We start from the raw sequence: 23,176 nt of genomic DNA, 5'->3' as shown, positions 1-23,176 counted from the left end.
GGCACTCAGTGCCAAGTCAATGGTTGCGCGGGTCGGAGGTTCACCCGGCGTCAGTCCGGTGCCGCCTCGAGCTGTGCCTGCACCCGGCGGGCGACCTCCGCCGGCGGGGTGCCCGGCGGATACGTCACGACCGTGATCGCCCGCTCGTCCGCGGCGGCAGCGACGCCGGGGGCCTCGCTCTGCCCCGGGGCGACACCGAACGAGCGTCGCACCTCGAGCAGCGCGCGGCGCAGTTCCTCCGCCGTCGCGGACTCGTCGCCGCGGATCATCGCGCGCAACAGGAAGTTGTGCGTCGCGGTCATCGCCGCCGCGAAGCTGACGATCCGCACCCCCGACTCCGACGGCACCGCGGAACGCAGGTAGTCGGTGAACAGCCGCTCGTAGCGGTACGTCGTGACCAGCTCCCGCTCGCGCAGCGCGGGCACCCGCTGCACCACCCGGTACCGCCACACCGCGAGCTCCCGCTTGTCCCGGAAGTGCCCGAACACCAGCTCGGCGGCCTCGGCCGTGGCCGCCCACGGATCGGCGAAGTGCCCCGACAGGTACCGCGCGACCTGCTCGAGCAGCGACTCGTGATCGGCGAAGATCACGTCCTCCTTCGAGCGGAACTGCCGGAAGAAGGTCCGGCGCGACACCCCCGCGGCCGACGCGATCTGCTCGACGGTGGTCGACTCGTAGCCGTACTCGGAGAACAGGCGGATCGCCTGCGTCACCACGTGCACCCGGAACTGAGCGGGATCGGGGCCGGTCGCGTCGATGCGGCGGGCGGAGTCGGGACCGAGTGCCATGGTTCTCAGTATCCAATCCGCCGCATCGAAGTCGAAACGGCCGCGCCGCCGGACCGGCGGCGCGGACGGCCTCAGGCCTGCGGCGAGTGCGCGGCCCGCAGCTCGAACTTGAGGATCTTGCCGGTCGGCGTGCGCGGCAGGTCCAGCGGGAACACGATCTCCCGCGGCACCTTGTACCCGGCGAGCAGCGTGCGGGTGTAGGAGATGAGCTCCTCCGCCGTGACGGTCTCGTCCTTCTTCAGGATCACGAACGCCTTGGGTCGCTCGCCCCACTTCTCGTCGGGCACGCCCACCACCGCGACGTCCAGCACCGCCGGATGGCTCACGATGGCCTGTTCGACCTCCACGGTGGAGATGTTCTCGCCGCCGGAGATGATGATGTCCTTCGCGCGGTCCTTGAGCTGGATGTAGCCGTCCGGGTACATCACGCCCAGGTCACCGGTGTGGAACCAGCCGCCCTCGAACGCCTTCGCCGTGGCTTCCGGATCCTTGAAGTAGCCCGCCATGACGTTGTTGCCGCGCAGCACGATCTCGCCCATCGTCTGCCCGTCGGCGGGCACGTCGTTCATGTTCGCGTCGACGACCCGGGCGTTTTCCGCCTGCAGCATGCCCACGCCCTGACGCGACAGCAGCGCCGCGCGTTCCTCGGCGGGTTTGTCGTCCCACGAGTCCTGGTACTCGCAGATCGTGTACGGCCCGTAGACCTCGGTCAGGCCGTACACGTGCACCACGGTCACGCCGATCTTCTCGAGCTGTGCGATCACCGTCGGCGACGGCGGCGCGCCCGCCGTGGTGATCCGCAGCGGCCGGTCCAGCCGGTGGGCCTGCGGGGCTTCGGCGATGGTCGAGCACACTGCCGGAGCGCCGCACAGGTTGGTGACCCCGAGGTTGTCGACGGCATCCCAGATCGCGTCCGCCCGCACGGCCCGCAGGCAGATGTGCGTACCGCCGGCCGCCGTGACGGCCCACGGCGTGCACCACCCGTTGCAGTGGAACATCGGCAGGGTCCACAGGTACTGCGTCTTCCCGTCGAACCCGTTGTGGAATGTCTCGCCGAAGGAATTGAGATACGCGCCGCGGTGCGTGTACATCACGCCCTTCGGCTTGCCGGTGGTGCCCGAGGTGTAGTTCAGGGTGATGACCTGCTCCTCGTCGTCGACGCCCCAGTGCAACGGGGTGCTGTCGAGGCCGTCGGCGGCGGCGAGGAACTCGTCGTACCGGGCGGTGACGATCCCGGCCGGAACGTCCGGGTACGGAACCGTCGAATCCGGCACCTCCACGACCTCGGTCAGCGACGGCACGCGGTCCGCGACGCCTGCGACCGAGCCGACGAACTCCGAGTCGACGAACAGCAGCGACGCCTCGGCGTGGCCGAGGATGTACTCGAGCTCGGGTCCGGCGAGCCGTGAGTTCAGCGCGATGAGCACACCACCGGCGAGGGGCACCGCGAAGTGCGCGATGAGCAGTTCCGGCACGTTCGGCGCCAGGAACGCCACCCGGTCGCCGGGCTGGATGCGGCTGCGCAGAACCCGTGCGAAGCGCTGTGCCTCGTCGGCGAACTGCGCGTACGTGTAGCGGCGGTCGCCGTGGATGATCGCGGTGCGATCGGGGAACACGGACGACGATCGTTCGAGGAACCGCAGCGGGCTGAGCGGGGTGTGGTTCGCCGTTCGGGCGGCGGTGCTGGACGTGAGGGTGGACGACGGGGTGGACGTCGGGGTGGACACGGATACCTCCGGAACTTCGGCACTCGGTCGGTGTACGCCATTGTGATTGCTGCAACACCGGAACGGGTGGAGGTTATGGGTCACGGGAGATCCCCCGCTACCCTCCGAAGTGGGTATTCGTGGTCTCGGAGGTGGTTCCGGTGAGGTCTGTGTCGGCGAGGCTCGGGGCGTCGACTGCTGCGCCGACGGGCCGGCACGCGCAGCTGCGGCCGAGCGACGAGGACGCGCTGCGCGCCGAGCTGCGCCGCCTGCAGACCTTGACGGGGATGCCGGTGCTGTTCGGCGGCACCGTGCACGGCGGGGACATGCTGCTGTCCGGGTTCGTCGGCACGCGCAGTGGCATCCTCCGCGACCTGGTGATCAGCTCGGAGTGCGGGCTCGGCGGCAAGGTGGTCGCCGAGCAGCGGCCGGGCGCAGTGTCGGACTATTTCAATTCCCGTCAGATCTCCCACGAGTACGACCGCGAGGTCGCGGGGGAGGGCATCGAGTCGCTGGTCGCCGTGCCGGTGGTGGTGCGCCGCCGCACCCGCGCTGCCCTGTACGGCGGCCTGCGCACCAACCTGCCCATCGGCGACGTGGTCGTCGAGCAGGTGCTGCGGTCGGCCCGCACCCTCGCCCGCGAAATCGAGATTCGCGACGAGGTGGACCGGCGGGTCGCCCTCATCGACAACGCCCGCGCCGCCGCTCCGCCGGCCGTGTCCGCGGCGGTATCGGAGGGCATCACCGAGAGCTACCTGGCCTTGCGCGAGATCGCGGCACAGACGTCCGACCCGGCGATCGAAGCGCGCCTGCGTGAGGTCGAGGAGAAACTGCGGACGCTGACCGGTGGGAACGCGGCCCCGGCGGTGCGGCTGTCGGCGCGGGAGCGGGATGTGCTGGCGTACGTGGCGCTCGGGTGCCGCAACGCCGAGATCGCCGAGCGGCTGGCGCTGAGCGTGGAGACGGTCAAGAGCTACATGCGCAACCTGATGGGCAAGCTCGAGGTGGGCAGCCGGCACGAAGCGGTCGTCGAGGCCCGCCGGCAGGGTTTGCTGCCCTAGCGGCCCCGAGCGAGGCGCGTCGGCCGGGCGCGCGTCGCCGGTTCACACGTCCAGGGTCACCGAACACGACCATCCGCCCGGTCCGCGCCCGAGGCGCAGTCCGTGCAGCGACACGGCCTTCGGGACCGCACCCACCTGGGTGACCGTGGCGGCGTCGACCATCGAGAACCGCACCTCCGCCGTGCCGGCGCCCGAGTCGACGGCCATGTCGACCGGGACCTCGCCGGCCGCGTCGAGCAGATAGACGACCTCGTCGAGTACCGCGACGAGCAGGTCCTCGTCACCGTCGGCTGCCAGCCGGCGGGTGCGCACCCGGGCCGGCCCGGCGGCGGAGGTGTCGGCGAAGCTCGCGACGGCGCCGCGCACCGCCTGCGCGATGCACTCGTCACGGGTGGGTGCCCACGCCTCGATGCGCAGGTCCGCCGTGTGCGGCACCGACCGGTACCCGCTTTCGTTCATGACGCGCTCCTGTGCAGCGGGCACTGCAGATTCTATGGTGGAACGAAGCCGCCGACGTCGCGTTCTCCACCCCGGATCGGACAGTGATGAGGATCGTCGAGGAGACCCCGTACCGGTTCCGGATCGACCGGACCGGCGCGATGCGCGTACCCGGGATCGTCTTCGCGGCCCGGTCCCTGCTTCCCGCCGCGGAAGGAGACGAGGCGCTGACCCAGGTCGCGAACGTCGCGACCCTGCCGGGCATCGTCACCGCGTCGTTCGCCATGCCGGACGTGCACTGGGGTTACGGCTTTCCCATCGGCGGGGTCGCGGCGACGGACATCGACGACGGCGGCGTCGTCTCCCCCGGTGGGGTGGGCTTCGACATCTCGTGCGGCGTGCGGCTGCTGATCGCGCGTGACGCCGACCGGTCCGCGCTCGCGCCGCGCCTCGGGCCGCTGATGGACCGGCTCGGTCACGTCGTGCCGCGTGGCATGCAGACCCGGGGCGTGTGGGAGCTGCCGAACCGCACCGTCCTGCACGAGGTGCTCGAGGGCGGCGCCCGATTCGCGGTGCAGCAGGGGCACGGCGTCGTCCGCGATCTCGAGCGATGTGAGGACCGGGGCGTGTTGGACGGCGCCGACCCGGCCGCGGTGAGCGACCGGGCCGTCGAGCGGGGCCTCGGTCAGCTCGGCAGCCTGGGGTCGGGAAACCACTTCCTCGAGGTGCAGGCCGTCGAGCGGATCTTCGATCCGGACACCGCGCGGCCGATGGGTCTCGACGTGGGCACGGTGTGCGTGATGATCCATTGCGGGTCCCGCGGCCTCGGCCACCAGATCTGCACCGACCATGTGCGGGAGATGGGTAAGGCCATGGGCCGCTACGGGATTCACGTTCCCGACCGACAGCTGGCGTGCGTTCCGGTCCGGTCACCGGAGGGGGAGGCGTATCTCGGGGCGATGGTGGCGGCGGCCAACTACGGTCGGGCCAACCGGCAGTTGCTCACCGAGGCGGCCCGCCGGGTCTTCGAGGACACGGCCGGTACGACCCTCGACCTCCTCTACGACATCTCGCACAACCTCGCGAAACTCGAGCGGCACGAGGTCGACGGCCAGGTCCGCACCCTGTGTGTGCACCGCAAAGGCGCGACGCGGTCACTGCCGCCCCGCCATCCCGACGTCCCCGCGGATCTGGTGGACGTGGGGCAGCCGGTGCTCATTCCCGGCACGATGGGCACCGCGTCGTACGTGCTCGCGGGCATCGCCGGGAACCCGGCGTTCTACTCCACCGCGCACGGGGCCGGCCGGGTGCAGAGCCGGCACCGCGCCGCCCGGCACACCGACGGCCGGGTGGTGCGCGACGCGCTCGAGTCCCACGGCGTGCTCGTGCGGGGGAGTTCGTGGCGGGGCCTGGCCGAGGAGAAACCGCAGGCGTACAAGGACATCGACGCGGTGACGGAGGTCAGCGAGCGGGCGGGCCTGGCCCGTCGGGTCGCGCGGCTCGTGCCGCTCGGTGTCGTCAAGGGGTGAGCGCTCCGCCCTGACCGAATGTCACATTCGGTCGACTGCATCGACGCGATGTGACATTGGGTCGCAACAGCTCTCAGGCGATCCCGCGAATCGGCCACTGCGGGTCCACGTCGGATACGTCGCGCCCGAGACCCGCGAGATACTCGGCGAAATTGCGTTGCCGCTCCGCGTGCCAGGCCGCCTGGTCCGTCATGATGTCCAGGTCGGCGAGCTGGGGGAAGCGGGTGCACAGCGCCCGCGCCAGTTGCCCCGCCGCGAGGGCGTCCGCCTCGGCCTGGTGAGCGGCGGTCAACGCGATGCCGTATGCCTCGCAGACCGCCTGCAGGGTGCGGCTGCCCTCGCGGTCGCGGTCCAGCTCGCGGTCGACGACGTACGGGTCGAACACCAGGCCCGTCTCGAGTCCCGGCAGACCCAGCCGGCGGCCCTCGGCATCGATCACCGTGAGGTCGTAACTGGCGTTGAACGCCACGACGATGTGATCACGGACCCATGCCTCGCACAGTGCCTCACGGATCCGGGTGTATCCGGTCGTGTACTCGAGACCCTCCGCGCGCGCACGCTCCGTGGTCACACCGTGGATCGCCGACGTCTCCTCGGGGATCTCGATGCCCGGATCGAGCAACCATGTCCGCGACGAGACCGTGTCACCGTCGAAGACGACGACGGACGCGGTCACGATGCGCGCGATCCGCGGATCGCGGTCGGTGGTCTCGAGGTCGAACGCGCAGATCGGTCGATCGGGCCAGTGCGTCATCGGGGTCCTGTCGTCGGTCGGGCGGTCACGGCGATTGTGGCCGCACCCACCGACACGTCGGCGCAGCGCGAGCCCGGGGGCCGGACCGGCTGGCTCCGCACGGCACGAGGGCGTACGCTGCTGGGGGTTCGTCGAGCCTCGGCGCGGTGCCGGGTGATGTGGAGGAGGTGGGACTCGCGATGCGCAGTCGACCTCCGAGTACCAGCTGACGGCAGCCCGTACGCGCCCTGTCGGTGCGCGACGGTTGCCGTCGCGTGTGTGTGCCCCTACGGCGACCACTCTCGCCGTCGCCCTCCGTGCCCCCGAAAGGCCGTGCCGACATGCTGCCGAACCGTTCCGTCCGTGCCCTGCTGCCGCGTCGCTCCGTCCCGGCGACCGCCGACCCGTCCGCCGGTTTCGGCGCGTCCCTGAATCCCGCTGCCGCGCAGAGCTCCGGCCGTGACGGTGCGGCGCGGGCGGAGAACAGCATCGTCGACAGCGCGGTCTACCGGGACGGCCGCCGCGTCGCGTCGCCGGCGACACTCGCGCAGGCCCTCGACTGCCTGCCCGAGCCCGGGTCGATGGCCTGGATCGGGATGTACCGGCCCACCGACGCGCAACTCCACGCCGCCGCAGAGCAATTCGGGTTGCACGAGCTGGCCGTCGAGGATGCCATTGCCGCCCACCAGCGCCCGAAGCTCGAGCGTTACGGCGACACCCTGTTCGTCGTGCTGCGTGCCGCCCGCTACGTCGACGAATCCGAGCGCGTCGACTTCGGTGAGGTGCACGTCTTCGTCGGTCCGACGTTCGTACTGACGGTCCGGCACAGCGAATCGCCCGACCTGTCGGCGGTGCGGGACCGGATGGAGAGCGAGCCCGAGCTGCTGCGGCTGGGTCCCGAGGCGGTGCTCTACGCGATTCTCGACGCCGTCGTCGACGGGTACGCGCCGGTCGTCGCGGGCCTGCAGAACGACATCGACGAGATCGAGACCGAGGTGTTCAGCGGGGATCCCCGGGTCTCGCGCCGCATCTACGAGCTCTCCCGCGAGGTCATCGAGTTCCAGCGGGCGGCCAAGCCGCTGCTCACGGTGCTGTCCGGTCTGTCGTCGGGATTCGCCAAGTACCGCACCGACGACGAACTGCAGCGCTACCTGCGGGACGTCACCGACCACGCGACGACGGTCGTCGAGCAGGTCGACAGCTTCCGGCAGTTGCTCGGCAACATCCTTACGGTCAACGCGACACTGGTGTCGCAGATGCAGAACGAGGAGATGCGCAATCTCAGCCGGGCGAGCATCGAGCAGAACGAGGAGATCAAGCGGATCTCGGCGTGGGCGGCGATTCTGTTCGCGCCCACGCTGATCGGCACGGTCTACGGGATGAACTTCGACACCATGCCGGAATTGCATTGGGCTGTGGGCTATCCCATGGCGCTTCTGATGATGGTCATGACGTGCGCGGGTCTCTACGCGATCTTCCGCCGCCGCGGCTGGTTGTAGCCGGCCGCGGCGGACGGCGACCTCAGAGCGTGTCGGTGCAGACCACGAAACGACGCTCGCTGTAGACGAATCCACCCTCGGAGACGGAGCAGTCGTTGACGTTGTCGGTGTTCTGCAGGATCTCGGTGACCTTCTCCGTCTCGGGGCCGGGCGCGGCGCAGTCGACGCGCTGCGGGTCTTCACCGGAGATGTCCATGCAGCTGCCGACCACCCAGTCGACGTCGAGGCACAGGGCGCCCACCTCGACTCCGCCGGAGGACTCGTAGTAGGTCTGGTCGGCGTCCGAGACGCACTGCTCGCTGGAGTCGACGATGTCGATCACCTTGTAGTTCGAGTCCATGCTGCCGCAGGTCGCGTTCTCGATGGTCGCGTCGTCGACGGTGCCACCGAGGCGCACGCAGTCACCGATCTCGACGTCGATGTCCAGGCCGGAGGAGCCGGGGGACGTCGGTGCCGAGGTGGTGGTGGTCGGACGGCCGGTGGTCGTCCGGGTATCCGATGCGCTCGCCGACGTGGTCTCGGACCCGGACTCGGGCACCGCCCGGGGCTCGACGTCCGATCCGCACGCGCCGAGCACCAGAGCCGCCGCGGCCAACGCAACGGCGGTGCCGCTCACCCGTCGAATGAGGTTCATGGGGGGAGAGCGTACGGAATGTCCGCCTCGGACGGGAACCGTAGGGCGATTTCTCACAGATCCGGCGGGCACGTGTCGGCCCCGGGTGCGACCATGAGCCGGTGCAGCTGCCAGTCGAACCGCCGATCGCACCGATGCTCGCCAAGGCCGTGCCCGAGGTTCCGGCCCAGCCCACCGACGGCGACCCCGAGTGGTCGTACGAGCCGAAGTGGGACGGCTTCCGGGCTGTGGTGTTCCGCGACGGCGACGAGGTGGTGCTGAGTTCGCGGGGCGGGAAGGATCTGGTGCGCTACTTCCCGGAGCTGACCGCTGCGGTGCGGGCGGAACTGCCCGCCCGGTGCGTGGTCGACGGGGAGATCGTGGTGCCGCGCCCGCACGACGGCCGGACCCGGCTCGACTGGCAGGCCCTGTCCGAACGTATCCACCCGGCGGCGAGCCGCATCGCGCTGCTCGCCGAGCAGACCCCCGCGCAGTTCGTCGGCTTCGATCTGCTCGCCCTCGGCGACGAGAACCTGATGGAGATGCCGTTCGCGCGGCGCCGGGAGCGGCTGCGGGCGGCGGTCGGTGGCGGCCCGAGCTGCCACGTCACCGCCGCCACCCTCGACGCACAGATCGCCGGCCGATGGTTCGCCGAGTTCGAGGGCGCCGGCCTCGACGGGGTCGTCGCCAAGCGTCTCGACGGACCCTACGTGCCCGACAAGCGGGAGATGCGCAAGGTCAAGCATGCCCGCACCGCCGACTGTGTGCTCATCGGCTACCGCCCGCACAAGAGCATCGACGGGGTCGGGTCCCTGCTGCTGGGGCTGTACGACGGCGGCGACGAACCGGTGATGGTCGGTGGCGCGTCGGCGTTCACCGTCGAGCAGCGCCAGGAACTGCTCGCCGACCTCGCGCCGCTGCGGGTCGGTGCCGACGTCGTCGCCGAGGGCGAGCCGAGCCGGTGGCGGACCGCCGCGGACCGTCGATGGATACCGCTGCGGCCCGAGCGGGTGCTGGAGGTGGCCTACGACCAGATGGAGGGCAGTCAGGTGGCGGGCAGCGTGGAGGCCGGCCTGCGGTTCCGGCATGCGGCGCGGTTCCTGCGGTGGCGGCCCGACCGCGATCCGCGCAGCTGCACCTTCGAACAGTTGGACGTGCCGGTGCGGTACGACCTCGCCGACGTCCTCGACCGGACAGGAGTGTGATCTCCGGTGCCCGACGCGAAGCGTTCTCCCGCGGTGGAGCTGGACGTCGGCGGTGTGCCCGTCCGCCTGTCCAACCCCGACAAGGTCTACTTCCCCCGGCTCGGTGAGGCCGGCAGCAAGCGCCGACTCGTCGAGTACTACCGGACCGTCGCGACGGCCGGCTCGGCGCCGCTGCTGCAGGCGCTGCAGGAGCGGCCGACGCATCTGCAGCGGTTCCCGGACGGGATCGAGGGCGAGGAGATCTACCAGAAGCGGGTGCCCGCCCGCCGGCCCGACCACGTCGCGACATGCGAGGTCACGTTCCCGTCCGGCCGGACCGCCGACGTGCTGCGGGTGCGCGCCGCCGCGGACGTCGTGTGGGCGGCGAACCTGGGCACCGTGACGTTCCATCCGTGGGCGGTGCGCTGCGGGGACGTCGACTGCCCGGACGAGTTGCGCATCGATCTGGACCCGCAGCCGGGGACCGCCTTCGACGATGCCCGTGCGGTCGCCCTCGAGGTGCTGCGGCCGCTGCTCGACGAACTGGGTCTGGTCGGGTTCCCGAAGACGTCGGGTGGCCGTGGCCTGCACGTGTACGTGCGCATCGTCCCGGAGTGGGACTTCGTCGGCGTGCGCCGCGCCGGCATCGCCCTGATGCGGGAGGTGGAACGTCGTAGCGGCGGACGGGCCACTACCGCGTGGTGGAAGGAGGAGCGTGGGCAGCGCATCTTCCTCGACTTCAACCAGAACGCCCGCGACAAGACGATCGCGTCGGCGTACTCGGTGCGGCGCACCCCGATCGCGACGGTGTCGACACCCCTGACGTGGGACGAACTCGTCGACGCCGACCCGGACGATTTCACGATCGCGACCGTGCCGGGGCTGCTCGAGCGCCGCGGCGACCCGATGGCCGCGATGGACGAGACCGCGCAGACCCTCGACGTGCTGCTCGAGATGGCCGAGCGGGACGCCGCCGCCGGTCTCGGCGACCTGCCCTACCCGCCCACCCACCCCAAGATGCCGGGCGAGCCGAAGCGGGTGCAGCCGTCGCGCGACACGGATCGCACGCGGCCCGGGTAGGCATTTCCCCGGGGCGTAGTCACCGGAGCGGTGACGTCCCGTGACCGCATCGATGCCCGCCCACCCGGTGAACCGGTGCGCGTCTCCGTAGACTCCCCTGAGGGGATTCGGTTTGCGGGGGACGAGGCCGGAGGAGGCAGTCACCGTGTCGGTGGTAGCGCATGCACGCAAGTCGGTTCGGGTGCTCGGCGGTGGTGCGGTGGTGGTCGCGGGTGTCGCGGCCGCACTCGTCGCGGCACCGTCCGCCCAGGCGGTGACGTGCGCCGCGCCTCCGGGTACGGCGACCTCGGTGACCCAGCTCGACGGGCGGACCGCGTGCGGTGCGGTCGCGGACGCACCGAGCGGCGCGTGGAGCTACGGCGACGGCGGAGTCGGCTTCGCCGATGCCCGCACCGGGGCACGGGTGCTCGCGGCCGGACTGTCCGGGGGTGCCGGAGCGGGCGAAGCCACGGGAGGCCCCCTGGCCGCCGTCGGCTTCGGCGAGAACGCCCTGGCGCTGGGGATCGTCGAGGAGCCCGCGGCCGCGCTCGTCCTGGCCGGCCCGCAGTCCCAGGCGTTCATCGGTGACCTGCGCGATCCGGTGCTGTGCGAAGGGTCCGCCGCGACCGCGGTCAACCTCACGACGGGACGGGGCTGCGTCGTGCTGGGGACGTTCCGGTACGTCGCACCCTGACGGACCGTTCGGCAAAACCCGTTCGGGAACGGACGCTGCGACGTAGCCTGGCGGCACGATGTCGACTGGGAGGTACCACGGATGACAGCCCGACCGGTGCGGGGCGCGACGGCGGTCCAGGACCCGCCGCCGACCGAGATGCACGTCGACCGGCGATTTCTGCCGCTCGCGGATCGCTTCTTCGACCTGTACCGGCTGCCCCGGCACGGCGGCGGTGCCCTCGCCGCCTACCTGGACGGCGAGAAAGTACTCGACATCTGGGCGGGCTGGGCCACCCGCGACCGGCGCTGGAACCGCGACACGGTGTCGCTGTCCTTCTCCACCGGCAAGGGCGTGGCGTCGACCGTGGTGCACCGGCTCGCAGAGCGCGGCCTGATCGACTACTTCGCGCCGGTCGCCCGGTACTGGCCGGAATTCGCGGCGGCCGGTAAGGAGCACGTCACCGTCGCGGACGTCCTCACCCACCGCGCCGGGCTGCACCGGGTACGCCACCTGCGGCCCGGCCGGATGGGCATCGTCGACTACGACGCGACGGTGCGTGCGCTGGCGGCGGCGCCGCCCGATCCCCGCCGGCTCAGCGGACCGGGGTACCACGCGGTGACCTACGGCTGGCTCGTCGCGGAGATCGTGCAGCGGGTGACCGGGCTGCCGTTCGTCGACGTCGTCCGGCAGGAGATCGCCGAACCCCTGGGCACCCCCGACTTCTGGTTCCGCGTTCCGGAGGACCAGCGTCACCGCATCGCCAAGCTGTTCCCGCGGATCAATCCCGCCGGACTGCACTGGGGGATGACCGCCTCGGTGCTGTCGCTGGTGAGCCTGACCCGCGGTCTCGCGGAGGCCGCGATGCCGGAGGAGTTCGACGAGCTGGTGCGTGATCCGTCGGTGCACGACGCGGTGATGCCCGGGTGGAACGGGGTGTTCTCGGCGCGGGCCCTGGCGCGGATGTACGGGGCGATCGCCGCGGGCGGCACGATCGACGGCGTGCAGTTCCTGAAACCGGAGACTGTCGAGGCCATGAACGAGGTCCGGGTGCGCGGGCGCGACTACGTGCTCGGCGTCCCGATGGCGTGGCGCCTCGGCTACCACCAGCCGGTGTTCGTCAGCCGGGAGCGGCCGCGTGGGGCGCTCGGCCACTACGGGGTCGGCGGTTCGGGCGCCTTCGCCGACCTCGACACCGGTCTGTCGCTCGCGTTCACGACGAATCGCCTGGGCAGCGGCCCGATCGCGCTGGGCGATCTGCGGCTCGCCCGACTGGGCGCGGTGGCCCGCGAGCTTGCCCGTCGCGCCTGAGGACGGCCACGAGTGTTCGAAGCAGTTCGATACGGAGGGAGCGAAGCTGTGAGCCACGTGTACCGGGTGATCGAGGTGGTGGGTTCGTCGACGGACAGCGTCGACGACGCGATCAAGCAGGCCGTCGCGCGGGCGGCGGAGACCACGCGTCATCTCGAGTGGTTCGAGATGATGAACGTCAGGGGCCACATCGACGACGGGGCCGTCGCGCACATCCAGGTGACCGTGAAGATCGGCTTCCGCATCGAGCCGAGCGACAGCTGACGCCCGGCGCGGGGGACACGCCGGGAGAGCAGGTGCAGCGAACCGGATCTCGACCGGAATTGGAACACGTTATAGTCTGAGTGGGTCGTCGAACCCCCGGCACTTCAGGCAGGTATCCACCGTGGTTTACGTGATCACCCAGGCGTGTTGCAACGATGCCTCGTGCGTCGAGGTCTGCCCCGTCAACTGCATCCACCCCACGCCCGACGAGGCGCCGTTCGCCACCACCGAGATGCTCTACATCGACCCGGACACCTGCATCGACTGCGGCGCGTGCGTGGACGAATGCCCGGTGGATGCGATCTACGCCGACAACGAACTCCCCGCCGAGCACGAGCCCTACCTGAAGATCGCCGAGGACTACTACCGGCGCTACCCGATCGGGCCGGACTGGCCCGAGGAACGCGACCGCACCAAGATCCCCGCCGAACTCGGCACCCTGCGGGTCGCGATCGTCGGTTCGGGTCCGTCTGCCTGCTACGCCGCGCTGGAGCTGACCGGCCGGGCCCGCGTCGAGGTCGACATCTTCGACCGCCTGCCCACCCCGTACGGACTCGTCCGCGCCGGTGTCGCCCCGGACCATCAGAGCACCAAGTCCGTCGGTGAGCTGTTCCGCAGCGCCCTCGGGCACAAGAGGAGCCAGTGCTGGTTCAACGTCGAGGTGGGCACCCACATCAGCCACGAGGAACTGCTCGCGCATCACCACGCGGTGATCTACGCCGTCGGTGCCGCCGGCGACCGGCACCTGGACGTCCCCGGCGAGGACCTGCCCGGCTCGCATGCCGCCACCGAGTTCGTCGCCTGGTACAACGGGCACCCCGACTACGCCGACCGCACCTTCGACCTGTCCGGTGAACGCGCGGTGATCATCGGCAACGGCAACGTCGCCCTCGACGTGGCGCGGGCACTGGTCACCGACCCGGACGAGCTGGCGAAGACCGACATGGCCGACCACGCTGTCGCCGCCCTGCGCGCGTCGAACATCCGCGAGGTCGTCGTCGTGGGACGGCGCGGACCCGCCCAGGCTGCCTACACCAACCCGGAACTGCTGGCCCTCGGTCAGCTCCCGGGCGTCGACCTCGTCGTCGACCCGGCCGAAGCCGAACTCGACCCGGCCAGCCAAGCCCTCGTCGACGACCCCGCCGTCGAACCGCGGATCGCACTGAAGGTCGACCAGGTCCAGGGCTTCGCCCGCCGGACCCCGAGCGAGGGCAACAAGCGGATCGTGCTGCGCTTCCTCGCCGCACCCGTCGCGCTCAACGGTGACGGCCGGGTCGAATCGATCACCCTCGAACGCACCGAACTCGCCGAGACCAACGGTCGCCTCGAGGCGCACCGCACCGGGCAGACCGAGACTCTGTCCACGGGCCTGGTCCTGCGGTCGGTCGGCTACCGCGGGCATCCCGTCGCCGATCTGCCGTTCGACGAGACGCGCGGCATCCTCCCCAACGAGGAGGGCCGGGTCGTGGACCCGGAAACGAACGAGCCCCTGCCCGGGGTGTACACCGCGGGCTGGATCAAGCGCGGACCCACCGGCGTCATCGGCACCAACAAGCAGTGCTCCGCCCAGACCGTCGAGCACCTGGTCCAGGACTTCGTGGCCGGCCGCCTCGTGGCCCCCGTCGCCGACCGGGAGAAGCTCGCGGCGCTGATCTCCGAGCGCCGGCCGGAATACGTTGACTACCGGGGCTGGCAGCAGATCGACAAGCAGGAACGCGCCCGGGGCGGTGCTGCGGGCCGCTCCCGCGTGAAGTTCGTCGCTGTCGACGATCTCCTCGCTGCCTCCCGAATCGAGTCCTGACCTGGGGTCGAGCTCCGGCGGGTGGCCCTGACGGGCGCGGTCGAATTGCCCGCCCGCAGGTGTGCTGTGTCTAATGGGTTCGCCAAGTCGTCGCTGTCGGGGCGGACGTGGGTGCGACGGCACGAACGAACGATGGGTTGTCGAATGTTCGAGAACAAGGGTCGGCCGAGCAGTCGCGGCCGCGCCGGACGCTGGTCCGGTCGTGTCGTCACCGCGCTGGTGGGTGTCGGCGCCGCCACGCTCACCATGACGGGACCCGCCGCCGCGGTACCCCTGTGGCCCGGCGGACCCGAACTGCCGAGCGTGCAGGAACTCGTCGAACGGTTGCCGGGCCAGGCTCCGGAACCGGCCCCGTTCTCTGCGCCGTCGATCAACCCGTCGAACGGCGAGACCGTGGGCGTCGCGCAGCCGATCATCATCCGCTTCGACGAGCCGATCACCGACCGCGCCGCCGCCGAGCGGCACATCGAGGTCGAGGCCGACCCGCCCGTCGACGGGCACTTCTACTGGGCGTCGGACCGGCAGGTGCGCTGGCGTCCCTTCGAGTTCTGGCCCGCACACACCCAGGTCACCGTGAACGCCGGGGGCACGCAGTCGTCGTACACCGTCGGCGACGCGCTGATCACCGTCGCGGACGACGCCACCAAGACCATCACCGTCACCCGCAACGGTGAGGTCGTCAAGACCATGCCGACGTCGTTCGGCAAGCCGGGCTACGAGACGCCCAACGGCACCTACATCGTCGGCGAGAAGTTCCGCGACATGTACATGGACTCGTCCACGTACGGCGTGCCGGTGGACTCGCCCGAGGGGTACCGCACCTACGTCGAGTACGCGACCCGCATCTCCAACAGCGGCATCTTCGTGCACGCGGCGCCGTGGTCCGAGTGGGCGCAGGGCAGCACGAACGTCAGCCACGGCTGCCTGAACGTGAGCACCGAGGACGGCCGCTGGTTCTTCGAGAACGCCCGGAAGGGCGACCCGGTGATCGTGCAGAACACCGGTGGCGGCACCCTCAACGGCTGGGACGGCCTCGGCGACTGGAACCTCTAGTCACACAACGGCCGGCGTCGGCGAGCACTTCGTGACCGCGAAGGTGGCGAGAGTACTCGTCGGCGCCAGACCGGCGTAACCTCCGGTTCGTTCGCGGCAGACACACTGCCGCAGTGCGCTCGAGTCCGGAAAGAGTACTGCCCCGAACCGACCGGGGTCCGTGGGGACGCCCCTGGGGCGACTACGCGCTGTTCGCCGCGCTGATCGGGCCGAATCTCGCACTGCTGGTCCTGTTCACGTACCGGCCGCTCGTCGACAACATCCGGCTGTCGTTCTTCGAGTGGAACATCTCGAGCCCCACCGCGACGTTCGTCGGACTCGGCAACTACCGCGAGTGGTTCGGCCGTGCCGACACCTGGCAGATCGTCGGCAACACCGTCGCCTTCACCGTCGCCACCGTCGCGGGATCCATGCTGCTCGGGCTGGCGCTGGCGCTCCTGCTGGATCGGAAACTGCTGGGCCGCAACCTTGTCCGGTCCGCGCTCTTCGCCCCGTTCGTCATCTCCGGTGCCGCGGTGGGGGTGGCGTTCCAGTTCGTGTTCGACCCCAACTTCGGCCTCGTCCAGGATCTGCTGGGCAGGCTGGGGCTGAACACCCCGGACTTCTACCAGGATCCGACCTGGGCGCTGGTGATGGTCACCCTCACCTACCTGTGGAAGAACCTCGGCTACACGTTCGTGATCTACCTGGCGGCCCTGCAGGGCCTGCGTCCCGAACTGTCCGAGGCCGCCGCGATCGACGGCGCCTCGTCGTGGACCGCCTTCCGGCGCGTACTGCTGCCACAGCTCCGTCCCACCACGTACTTCCTGTCGATCACCGTACTGCTCAACTCCTTCCAGGTCTTCGACATCATCAACGTGATGACCCGGGGCGGACCGCTCGGCACCGGTACCACCACGATGGTCTACCAGGTCTACAACGAGTCCTTCCGGAACTTCCGGGCCGGCTACGGTGCCACCGTCGCGACGATCATGTTCCTCGTGCTGCTGGCCGTCACGGTCTACCAGGTGCGTCTGATGGACCGCGACGACGCGCCGCGCCCCGCCCGTCGTCCCCGGCGCGTGCGTGGGCGTGTCCGTGCCCATGCGACCGAATGTCACATTGGTTCGATTACATCGAACCAATGTGACATTCGGTCGGGCCGGCGGGCGGGGGCTGCAGAATGACGACGCTGCTGGACCGTCCGATCGCGCCCGCGGAACCGGAAGCGGCGCAGCCGTACCGGCGACGCGAGCGCACGATCCGGGTACTCGCCTACGCCGCGATGGTCGTGGCGCTGCTCGTCGTGGCGCTCCCGCTGTACTGGATCGTGGTGACCTCGTTCAAGCAGCGACCCGACATCTACACGCTGCCGGTCACCTGGTGGCCCGGCGTGTTCCATCCACAGAACTACACCGAGGCGGTCACCTCGGTGCCGTTCGGCACGTTCCTGCGGAACTCGCTGATCATCACCACGGTGCTGTCGAGCGTGAAGTTCGTCCTCGGCATCCTGAGTGCCTACGGTCTGGTGTTCCTGCGCTTCCCCGGCAAGAACCTCGTGTTCCTCGGAATCGTCGCCGCGCTCATGGTGCCGAACCAGATCACCGTCATCTCCAACTACGCGCTGGTAGCGGAATGGGGATGGCGCAACACCTTCCAGGGGATCATCGTGCCGCTGGCAGGTGTGGCATTCGGAACGTTCCTGCTGCGCAACCACTTCCTATCCATCCCCGCCGAGATCATCGAGGCGGCGCGGATGGACGGCGCCGGGCACGTCCGCCTGTTGTGGCGGGTGGTGCTACCGGTGTCCGGGCCGACCCTGGTCTCGTTCGCACTCATCACCGTGGTCAACGAATGGAACGAATACCTGTGGCCGTTTCTCATGGCCGACGACGCATCCGTGGCGCCGCTACCGATCGGGCTGACCCAGCTGCAGAACAACGACGGCGTCACCAACTGGGGACCGGTGATGGCCGGCACGGTGCTGGCCATGCTGCCGATCCTCGTGATCTTCCTTGCGCTGCAACGTCACATGATCAAGGGCCTCACCTCCGGTGCGGTCAAGGGCTGAACTCTCCTAGGAGCAATCTCGTGAACATCGACAGGCGTAGGTTTCTCGGACTGACCGGGGTCGTCGCGGCGAGCGCCGCGCTGGCCGCGTGCGCCGGCACCGGCTCGTCCGGACCGTCGGAGTCCGCCGCCGCGAACACCGTCAAGTTCTGGTCCAACCACCCGGGCAAGTCCCAGGACGTGGAGCGGGAGCTCATCGCCCGGTTCGAGGCGAGGTACCCGGAGTTGACGGTCGACCTGATCGACGGCGGCAAGAACTACGAAGAGGTGTCGCAGAAGTTCAACGCGGCCCTGTCCGGGGGCGGTCTGCCCGATGTGGTGGTCCTGTCGGACGTGTGGTGGTTCAACTACGCGCTGACCGGCGCGATCACACCGCTCGACGATCTGTTCACCGAGGTCGGCGTGGACACCGGGGACTACGTCGATTCGCTGCTGGCCGACTACCTCTTCGAGGGCCGTCATTTCGCGCTGCCCTATGCCCGCTCGACGCCGCTGTTCTACTACAACCGCGACGTCTGGCGGCAGGCCGGTCTTCCCGACCGCGGGCCCGCCACCTGGCAGGAGTTCGCCGAGTGGGGCCCCGAACTGCAGCGCGTGGTCGGATCCGGCAAGCTGGCGCACGGCTGGGGCAACGCCAAGGACTACCTCGGCTGGACCTTCGAAGGACCGATCTGGACGTTCGGCGGAGCCTACTCCGACGGCTGGCGGCTGCGTTTCGGCGACCCGGAGACGATCGCCGCGGGACAGTTCCTGAAGGACATGATCCACACCGGCAGGTACGCGGGCGTGTCCACGGACATCGCCAACGACTTCTCGGCCGGGATCATCGCGTCCACCATCGCATCGACCGGCGACCTGTCCGGCATCACCGCCAACGCCGCGTTCGACTTCGGCACTGCGTTCCTGCCCGCCCCGGACGGGACGCCGGGATGCCCCACCGGCGGTGCGGGACTGGCGATTCCGGCGAACATCTCCGAAGAGCGGAAGCGCAACGCGCTGAAGTTCGTCGACTTCGTCACCAACGCAGAGAACACCGCCTATTTCTCGCAGAAGATCGGCTACATGCCGGTACGCAAGTCCGCCACCGAGGATCCCGCGATGAAGGCGTTCCTCGAGCAGAACCCCAACGCCCGCACCGCGGTCGACCAACTCGCACGCACCCGGTCGCAGGACTACGCGCGCGTCTTCGTTCCGGGCGGCGACCAGATCATCGGCACCGGCCTCGAACAGATCGCGCTGCAGGGCGCCGACGTGACGACGGCGTTCGGCGACGTCGCGCGGCAGCTGCAGCAGATCATCGACCGTCAGATCACCCCGAATCTGTAGGGAAAGCATTGGCAAGCATACGTTTCCGATCCGTCACCCACCGCTATCCCGGCGCCGACCGGCCGTCGGTGGACCGCCTCGATCTCGACGTCGCGGACGGGGAGTTCCTGGTCCTGGTCGGCCCGTCGGGCTGCGGGAAGACCACGAGCCTGCGCATGCTCGCCGGCCTCGAGGCGGTCGACGACGGCCGCATCGAGATCGGCGGGGCCGACGTGACGGGACTGCCGCCCAAGGCCCGCGACGTGGCGATGGTGTTCCAGAACTACGCGCTCTACCCGAACATGACCGTGGCCGAGAACATGGGTTTCGCACTGCGCAACGCCGGCGTCGGCAGGGTGGAACGGACGGCGCGGGTGCTCGACGTCGCGCGGATGCTCGAACTCGAGCCGCTGCTCGACCGCAAGCCGGGCAAGCTCTCGGGCGGGCAGCGACAGCGCGTGGCCATGGGGCGGGCGATCGTGCGACGGCCCGCGGTGTTCTGCATGGACGAACCGCTGAGCAACCTCGACGCGAAACTGCGCGTCAGCACGCGTTCGCAGATCGCGGGACTGCAGCGGCGGCTCGGCACGACGACCGTGTACGTCACCCACGACCAGGTGGAGGCCATGACGATGGGGGACCGGGTGGCCGTCCTCAACGGCGGTCGCCTGCAGCAGGTCGCCGCACCCCGCGTCCTGTACGACAACCCCGTCAACACCTTCGTCGCCGGGTTCGTCGGTTCGCCCGGCATGAACCTGCTCGACGCACCCGTCCGCGACGGCGAGGCCGTGCTCGGCGCTCTGCGGGTGCCGGTACCGGCCGGCGTCGACGCCGAACGGATCGTCGTGGGGGTGCGGCCCGAGGCCTGGACTCCCGTCGGCGCGTGGCGGTCCGGGACCCTGTCCCTGACGGTGGACCTCGTCGAGCAGCTCGGCGCGGAGGCCTTCGTCCATGCGACGGCGGCCGGGCCGGCCGACTGGTCGAGCGCGTCGGGCAAGGTCGTGGTGCGGGTGGATCGGCGAGTGGCGATCGGCCCGGGAGAACAGGTGTACCTGCTCCCGCAACCGGGTGAGGTCTACTTCTTCTCCGCGACGACGGGTGCCCGCCTCGGTGTGGGCGACCGAATGTCACATGCGGTCGATTCGATCGAACGCGTGTGACATTCGGTCGAAGCGGGGCACGCGGGAGGAGCAGGCTCAGCCCGGATAGGGCGGGTACTGCCGTTCGCGCAGCACGGTGCTCAGGTGCACGGCGTTCCGGGCCAGCGCCTGGGTGGTCGTGGAAACCGGTTCGGGCACCTCGGACAAGTCCTTGAAGTCCGTGCCGGACATCGCTTCCCCGTTCCAGTAGGTGCAGCCCTGGGCCGGGATGCTGAATCCGATGTCGTTGAGACCCTGGAAGAGGTCGGCGACGATCTTGTGCGCACCGTCCTCGTTGCCCACGACCGCGGCGACGGCGACCTTCCCGACCATGCGAGGCCGGTTCTCGTCGTCAGTGCTCGACAGTTCCGCGTCGAGGCGTTCGAGGACGCGCTGGGCGACGCTGGACATGTGGCCGACCCAGGTCGGCGTGGCGACGACCAGGATGTCGGCGGCGGCGATGCGTTCGAGCAGGCCCGGCCACTCGTCGCCGTCACCCATGTCCGCCTCTATTCCGGGATGGACGTCGTGGTCGACGACCCGCACCGACTCGGTGGTCACGCCGTGCGGGGCGAGGGCGGACAGTACATGCGACACCATCAGATCGGTGCTGGACTCCGCCGGGGACGGCTTGAGTGTGCAGTTCAGGGCAAGGGCACGAAGGGTGGTCATGGGTGCGGTTACCCGGTCGGGTGAGGGTCAATCCCCGGCCGCGGGTTTCCCCGGCCGCGGTGCGGGCATCCGGGTGATCGCACCGGTGCCGGGACGAGCCGCACCGGCCGGCCAGTGGGAAGGGAGGACGGCAGTGGAGGAGAAAGAGCTCCGGGTCGGCGACGGGGTGGAATGGAACAGTCACGGCAGCACCGTGAGCGGCGTGGTGGAGGAGATCCTCACCGCGGACACCGAGGCAGCCGGACGGACGGTGCGAGCCTCGGAGGACGATCCGCAGTACCGCGTGCGCAGCGACAACAGCGGCAGCGATGCCGTGCACAAGGCCGGCGCGCTGCGCCGGCACTCGAAGCGGAATGCGGACCGGAGGAACACCTGATGGCAGAGCCGAATTCGTATCGATACACCGCAACGGCCGAGGACACCTCGGTGCGCATCGACGGGCACTCGCCGGACCTGCGCGTGACGACGCCGGACAACGCCGCCGGGTTCGACTCGGTGACGCCCGAGCAACTGTATGCGGCGGCACTGGCGGCGTGCGTGTACCAGACCCTGATCGCGACGGCGTCGGCCGGCGATCACGACCTGGGGGAGTGCGCCGTGGACGCTCGCGTGGAACTCACTCCACAGGGCAATCAGGAGTTCGATCTCTCCGCCGAGGTCGACGTGCGGCTGCCTCGTGTCGAGGATCGCGATGCGCGGGAAGCCCTCGCGTTGCGGGCTGTCGAACGGTGTCCGATGGCGAAGTCGGTCCAGGTGCGACTCGCCGGCGCGCACGCGTCGTGACGAGCACGAGCCGGCACGCACGGTGACAGCGCCCTGCGGAGGTGACAGCGCCCTGCGGATACGAGCGCCGCTACCCGGCCGGAGCCGACCCGGCGGGCAGGCAGGGTCCGTCCGGTGGCGGGGTGTGCTCGTAGCCGGGGTAGCAGGGCAGGACCTGCGGTGCAGCCGGTGCCGGTGCCGGAGCCGGGGCCGGGGCCGGTGCGGGGCCCGACCCGGCGGGCAGGCAGGGTCCGTCCGGTGGCGGGGTGTGCTCGTAGCCGGGGTAGCAGGGCAGGACCTGCGGCGCTGCGGGCGCCGGCGCCGGTGCCGGCGCCGGGGCGGGCGCGGGGCCTGACCCGGCGGGCAGGCAGGGTCCGTCCGGTGGCGGGGTGTGTTCATAGCCCGGGTAGCAGGGCAGGACCTGCGGCGCTGCCGGTGCCGGGGTAGGCGCCGGAGCAGGGGCAGGCGGTGCCGATCGAGGGGCCGGCCTCGCGGGGGCGGCGTCCTGCGGTGGGACCCCGGCGTCCTGCGATGGGACCTCGGCGACCTGGGATTCCTCCTGAGGGGGCGCCGGCTCCTGCTCCTCGGCCGTCGAGGTGGTCGGTGACGGCGAGGGTGCGGGCGTCGGAGAGGCCGGCTGCACCGCGATGGGGACGGGCGTCGGGTCGGCGTCATCGGACGACACGGCCCCGAGGGCCATGCCGCCGACGACGAGTACGAGTACAGCGACGATCGCCGCGAGAACGGGGATCAGGACGCGCCGGTTCCGGGCGAGCGGGGCGACCGCGGGAACGGATCTGCCGGTCGGATGTGACGGCGAAGCTGCGGCGCGCGCCGCCGCGGCCAGCTCGCTCGCCGATCCGTAGCGCCGCGCGGGTTCGGGTGCCGTTCCGCGTGCGATGACCTCGACCATGCCGGCCGGAAGGGCCGAGATCGCCGACGACGACTGCGGTGGCCCCGCTCGTCCACCCGAGGACTGGAAGAGTCCGCCGGTGAGGCATTCGTACAGCACCGTCGTCAGGCCGTAGACGCCCGTCGCAGCGCCGGGATGCGGGGGGAACCCGACATCGGTGAGAAGGACGTTTCCGTCGCCCTGCACCAGGACGTTCGCCGATGTCACTTCCTGTTCGACCAGTCCGGCGGCGTGCACGGCCTCGAGGGCCGACGCCAGCTGCTCGACGACATCGACTGCGCGCGGGACGTCCATCGACCCGGTGGACCGGAGCATCGTCTGCAGATCGGTGCCTTCGACGACGGGCGTTGCGAGGAATAGCCTGCTGCCGATCTGCCCGAAGTCGTGGATCGGGAGCACACGAGGGTTCCGGATCCGAGCGGCGATCTCGGCTTCGCGTTCGAAACGAGCGCGGTACTCGTCGTCCTCGGTCACGTCCGGCGGCAGCGCCCGCACCGCGACGTTCCGTCCCGTGGTGGTGTCGAACGCGGCCCATACCTCGCCCGTCGCGTCCACCGACAGTGGACGGTCCAGACGGTACCTACCGAACAGGGCACCAACTTGCATCTGTCACTCTCCGCCCCT

At 70.2% G+C, this 23,176-nt stretch carries 23 protein-coding genes; 16 read left to right on the top strand and 7 right to left on the bottom strand.

The window, feature by feature from the left end; genetic code table 11:
- Positions 1–50: 50 nt before the first annotated feature.
- Positions 51–788 (bottom strand): TetR family transcriptional regulator, encoded by a 738-nt coding sequence (locus tag ACM26Y_RS22390; protein ID WP_003934861.1) that lies wholly within the window; start codon positions 786–788, stop codon positions 51–53.
- A 71-nt stretch (positions 789–859) separates the two neighbouring features.
- Positions 860–2,515 (bottom strand): acyl--CoA ligase family protein, encoded by a 1,656-nt coding sequence (locus ACM26Y_RS22385; protein ID WP_416061998.1) that lies wholly within the window; start codon positions 2,513–2,515, stop codon positions 860–862.
- Between the two features lie 149 nt (positions 2,516–2,664).
- Here ACM26Y_RS22385 and ACM26Y_RS22380 point away from each other — a divergent pair, with 149 nt between their 5' ends.
- Positions 2,665–3,555 (top strand): response regulator transcription factor, encoded by an 891-nt coding sequence (locus ACM26Y_RS22380; RefSeq protein ID WP_416063732.1) that lies wholly within the window; start codon positions 2,665–2,667, stop codon positions 3,553–3,555.
- 42 nt (positions 3,556–3,597) lie between these two features.
- On the opposite strand, the gene ACM26Y_RS22375 is transcribed toward ACM26Y_RS22380, so the two are convergent.
- Entirely contained in the window at positions 3,598–4,014 is a 417-nt protein-coding gene (locus ACM26Y_RS22375) for an archease (RefSeq protein ID WP_416061997.1), read from the bottom strand.
- A gap of 86 nt (positions 4,015–4,100) precedes the next feature.
- On the opposite strand from ACM26Y_RS22375, the gene ACM26Y_RS22370 reads away from it, so the two are divergent.
- Positions 4,101–5,522 carry an RtcB family protein gene (locus tag ACM26Y_RS22370; protein ID WP_416061996.1) on the top strand — a complete coding sequence of 474 codons (1,422 nt, stop codon included), beginning with the start codon at positions 4,101–4,103 and terminating at the stop codon, positions 5,520–5,522.
- Between the two features lie 73 nt (positions 5,523–5,595).
- On the opposite strand, the gene ACM26Y_RS22365 is transcribed toward ACM26Y_RS22370, so the two are convergent.
- A complete protein-coding gene (locus tag ACM26Y_RS22365) occupies positions 5,596–6,276 on the bottom strand; it encodes a 3'-5' exonuclease (protein WP_416061995.1) in 681 nt (226 codons plus the stop codon).
- A gap of 320 nt (positions 6,277–6,596) precedes the next feature.
- Here ACM26Y_RS22365 and corA point away from each other — a divergent pair, with 320 nt between their 5' ends.
- Positions 6,597–7,754, top strand: a complete 1,158-nt coding sequence (corA, locus tag ACM26Y_RS22360) for a magnesium/cobalt transporter CorA (RefSeq protein ID WP_003934854.1) — start codon at positions 6,597–6,599, stop codon at positions 7,752–7,754.
- A gap of 22 nt (positions 7,755–7,776) precedes the next feature.
- Here the strand turns inward: corA and ACM26Y_RS22355 are convergent, their stop codons facing one another.
- The gene (locus ACM26Y_RS22355; protein ID WP_003934853.1) at positions 7,777–8,388 is read right to left on the bottom strand and encodes a hypothetical protein; all 612 of its coding nucleotides are present in this window, start codon (positions 8,386–8,388) and stop codon (positions 7,777–7,779) included.
- Positions 8,389–8,489: 101 nt separating this feature from the next.
- Here ACM26Y_RS22355 and ACM26Y_RS22350 point away from each other — a divergent pair, with 101 nt between their 5' ends.
- The 11 genes from ACM26Y_RS22350 (at position 8,490) to ACM26Y_RS22300 (ending at position 20,226) form a co-directional block, all read left to right on the top strand.
- Positions 8,490–9,572, top strand: a complete 1,083-nt coding sequence (locus tag ACM26Y_RS22350) for an ATP-dependent DNA ligase (RefSeq protein WP_416061994.1) — start codon at positions 8,490–8,492, stop codon at positions 9,570–9,572.
- Positions 9,573–9,578: 6 nt separating this feature from the next.
- Positions 9,579–10,631 carry a DNA polymerase domain-containing protein gene (locus tag ACM26Y_RS22345; protein ID WP_416061993.1) on the top strand — a complete coding sequence of 351 codons (1,053 nt, stop codon included), beginning with the start codon at positions 9,579–9,581 and terminating at the stop codon, positions 10,629–10,631.
- A gap of 145 nt (positions 10,632–10,776) precedes the next feature.
- Positions 10,777–11,304, top strand: a complete 528-nt coding sequence (locus ACM26Y_RS22340) for a DUF6764 family protein (protein WP_416061992.1) — start codon at positions 10,777–10,779, stop codon at positions 11,302–11,304.
- Positions 11,305–11,385: 81 nt separating this feature from the next.
- Positions 11,386–12,594, top strand: coding sequence for a serine hydrolase domain-containing protein (locus tag ACM26Y_RS22335; RefSeq protein ID WP_416061991.1), 1,209 nt, complete (start codon positions 11,386–11,388; stop codon positions 12,592–12,594).
- Positions 12,595–12,642: 48 nt separating this feature from the next.
- The gene (locus tag ACM26Y_RS22330) at positions 12,643–12,858 is read left to right on the top strand and encodes a dodecin (RefSeq protein ID WP_003934847.1); all 216 of its coding nucleotides are present in this window, start codon (positions 12,643–12,645) and stop codon (positions 12,856–12,858) included.
- A 121-nt stretch (positions 12,859–12,979) separates the two neighbouring features.
- The gene (locus tag ACM26Y_RS22325) at positions 12,980–14,659 is read left to right on the top strand and encodes a 4Fe-4S binding protein (protein WP_416061990.1); all 1,680 of its coding nucleotides are present in this window, start codon (positions 12,980–12,982) and stop codon (positions 14,657–14,659) included.
- A gap of 144 nt (positions 14,660–14,803) precedes the next feature.
- A complete protein-coding gene (locus ACM26Y_RS22320) occupies positions 14,804–15,712 on the top strand; it encodes a L,D-transpeptidase (RefSeq protein ID WP_054372542.1) in 909 nt (302 codons plus the stop codon).
- Positions 15,713–15,825: 113 nt separating this feature from the next.
- Positions 15,826–16,878: a carbohydrate ABC transporter permease gene (locus ACM26Y_RS22315; protein WP_416061989.1), complete on the top strand. Its 1,053-nt coding sequence runs from the start codon at positions 15,826–15,828 to the stop codon at positions 16,876–16,878.
- Positions 16,875–17,762, top strand: a complete 888-nt coding sequence (locus ACM26Y_RS22310) for a carbohydrate ABC transporter permease (RefSeq protein WP_416061988.1) — start codon at positions 16,875–16,877, stop codon at positions 17,760–17,762. Before ACM26Y_RS22315 ends, ACM26Y_RS22310 begins: the two co-directional genes overlap by 4 nt.
- A gap of 20 nt (positions 17,763–17,782) precedes the next feature.
- The gene (locus ACM26Y_RS22305; RefSeq protein ID WP_416061987.1) at positions 17,783–19,087 is read left to right on the top strand and encodes an ABC transporter substrate-binding protein; all 1,305 of its coding nucleotides are present in this window, start codon (positions 17,783–17,785) and stop codon (positions 19,085–19,087) included.
- Positions 19,088–19,095: 8 nt separating this feature from the next.
- Positions 19,096–20,226: an ABC transporter ATP-binding protein gene (locus tag ACM26Y_RS22300; RefSeq protein ID WP_416061986.1), complete on the top strand. Its 1,131-nt coding sequence runs from the start codon at positions 19,096–19,098 to the stop codon at positions 20,224–20,226.
- Positions 20,227–20,262: 36 nt separating this feature from the next.
- Here ACM26Y_RS22300 and ACM26Y_RS22295 read toward each other — a convergent pair whose 3' ends face one another.
- Complete coding sequence (locus ACM26Y_RS22295; protein WP_416061985.1) at positions 20,263–20,877, bottom strand: flavodoxin family protein; 615 nt, start codon at positions 20,875–20,877, stop codon at positions 20,263–20,265.
- Positions 20,878–21,010: 133 nt separating this feature from the next.
- Between ACM26Y_RS22295 and ACM26Y_RS22290 the strand changes: the two genes are divergently transcribed.
- Positions 21,011–21,253, top strand: coding sequence for a DUF2945 domain-containing protein (locus ACM26Y_RS22290; protein ID WP_416061984.1), 243 nt, complete (start codon positions 21,011–21,013; stop codon positions 21,251–21,253).
- Positions 21,253–21,660 (top strand): OsmC family protein, encoded by a 408-nt coding sequence (locus ACM26Y_RS22285; protein WP_003934838.1) that lies wholly within the window; start codon positions 21,253–21,255, stop codon positions 21,658–21,660. Before ACM26Y_RS22290 ends, ACM26Y_RS22285 begins: the two co-directional genes overlap by 1 nt.
- A gap of 70 nt (positions 21,661–21,730) precedes the next feature.
- Here the strand turns inward: ACM26Y_RS22285 and ACM26Y_RS22280 are convergent, their stop codons facing one another.
- The gene (locus ACM26Y_RS22280; protein ID WP_416061983.1) at positions 21,731–23,158 is read right to left on the bottom strand and encodes a serine/threonine-protein kinase; all 1,428 of its coding nucleotides are present in this window, start codon (positions 23,156–23,158) and stop codon (positions 21,731–21,733) included.
- Between the last annotated feature and the right edge of the window lie 18 nt (positions 23,159–23,176).

The sequence above is a fragment of the Rhodococcus indonesiensis genome, assembly GCF_047782815.1.
Classification (GTDB): domain Bacteria; phylum Actinomycetota; class Actinomycetes; order Mycobacteriales; family Mycobacteriaceae; genus Rhodococcus; species Rhodococcus indonesiensis.
This window is presented reverse-complemented; position numbering and strand designations above follow the sequence as displayed.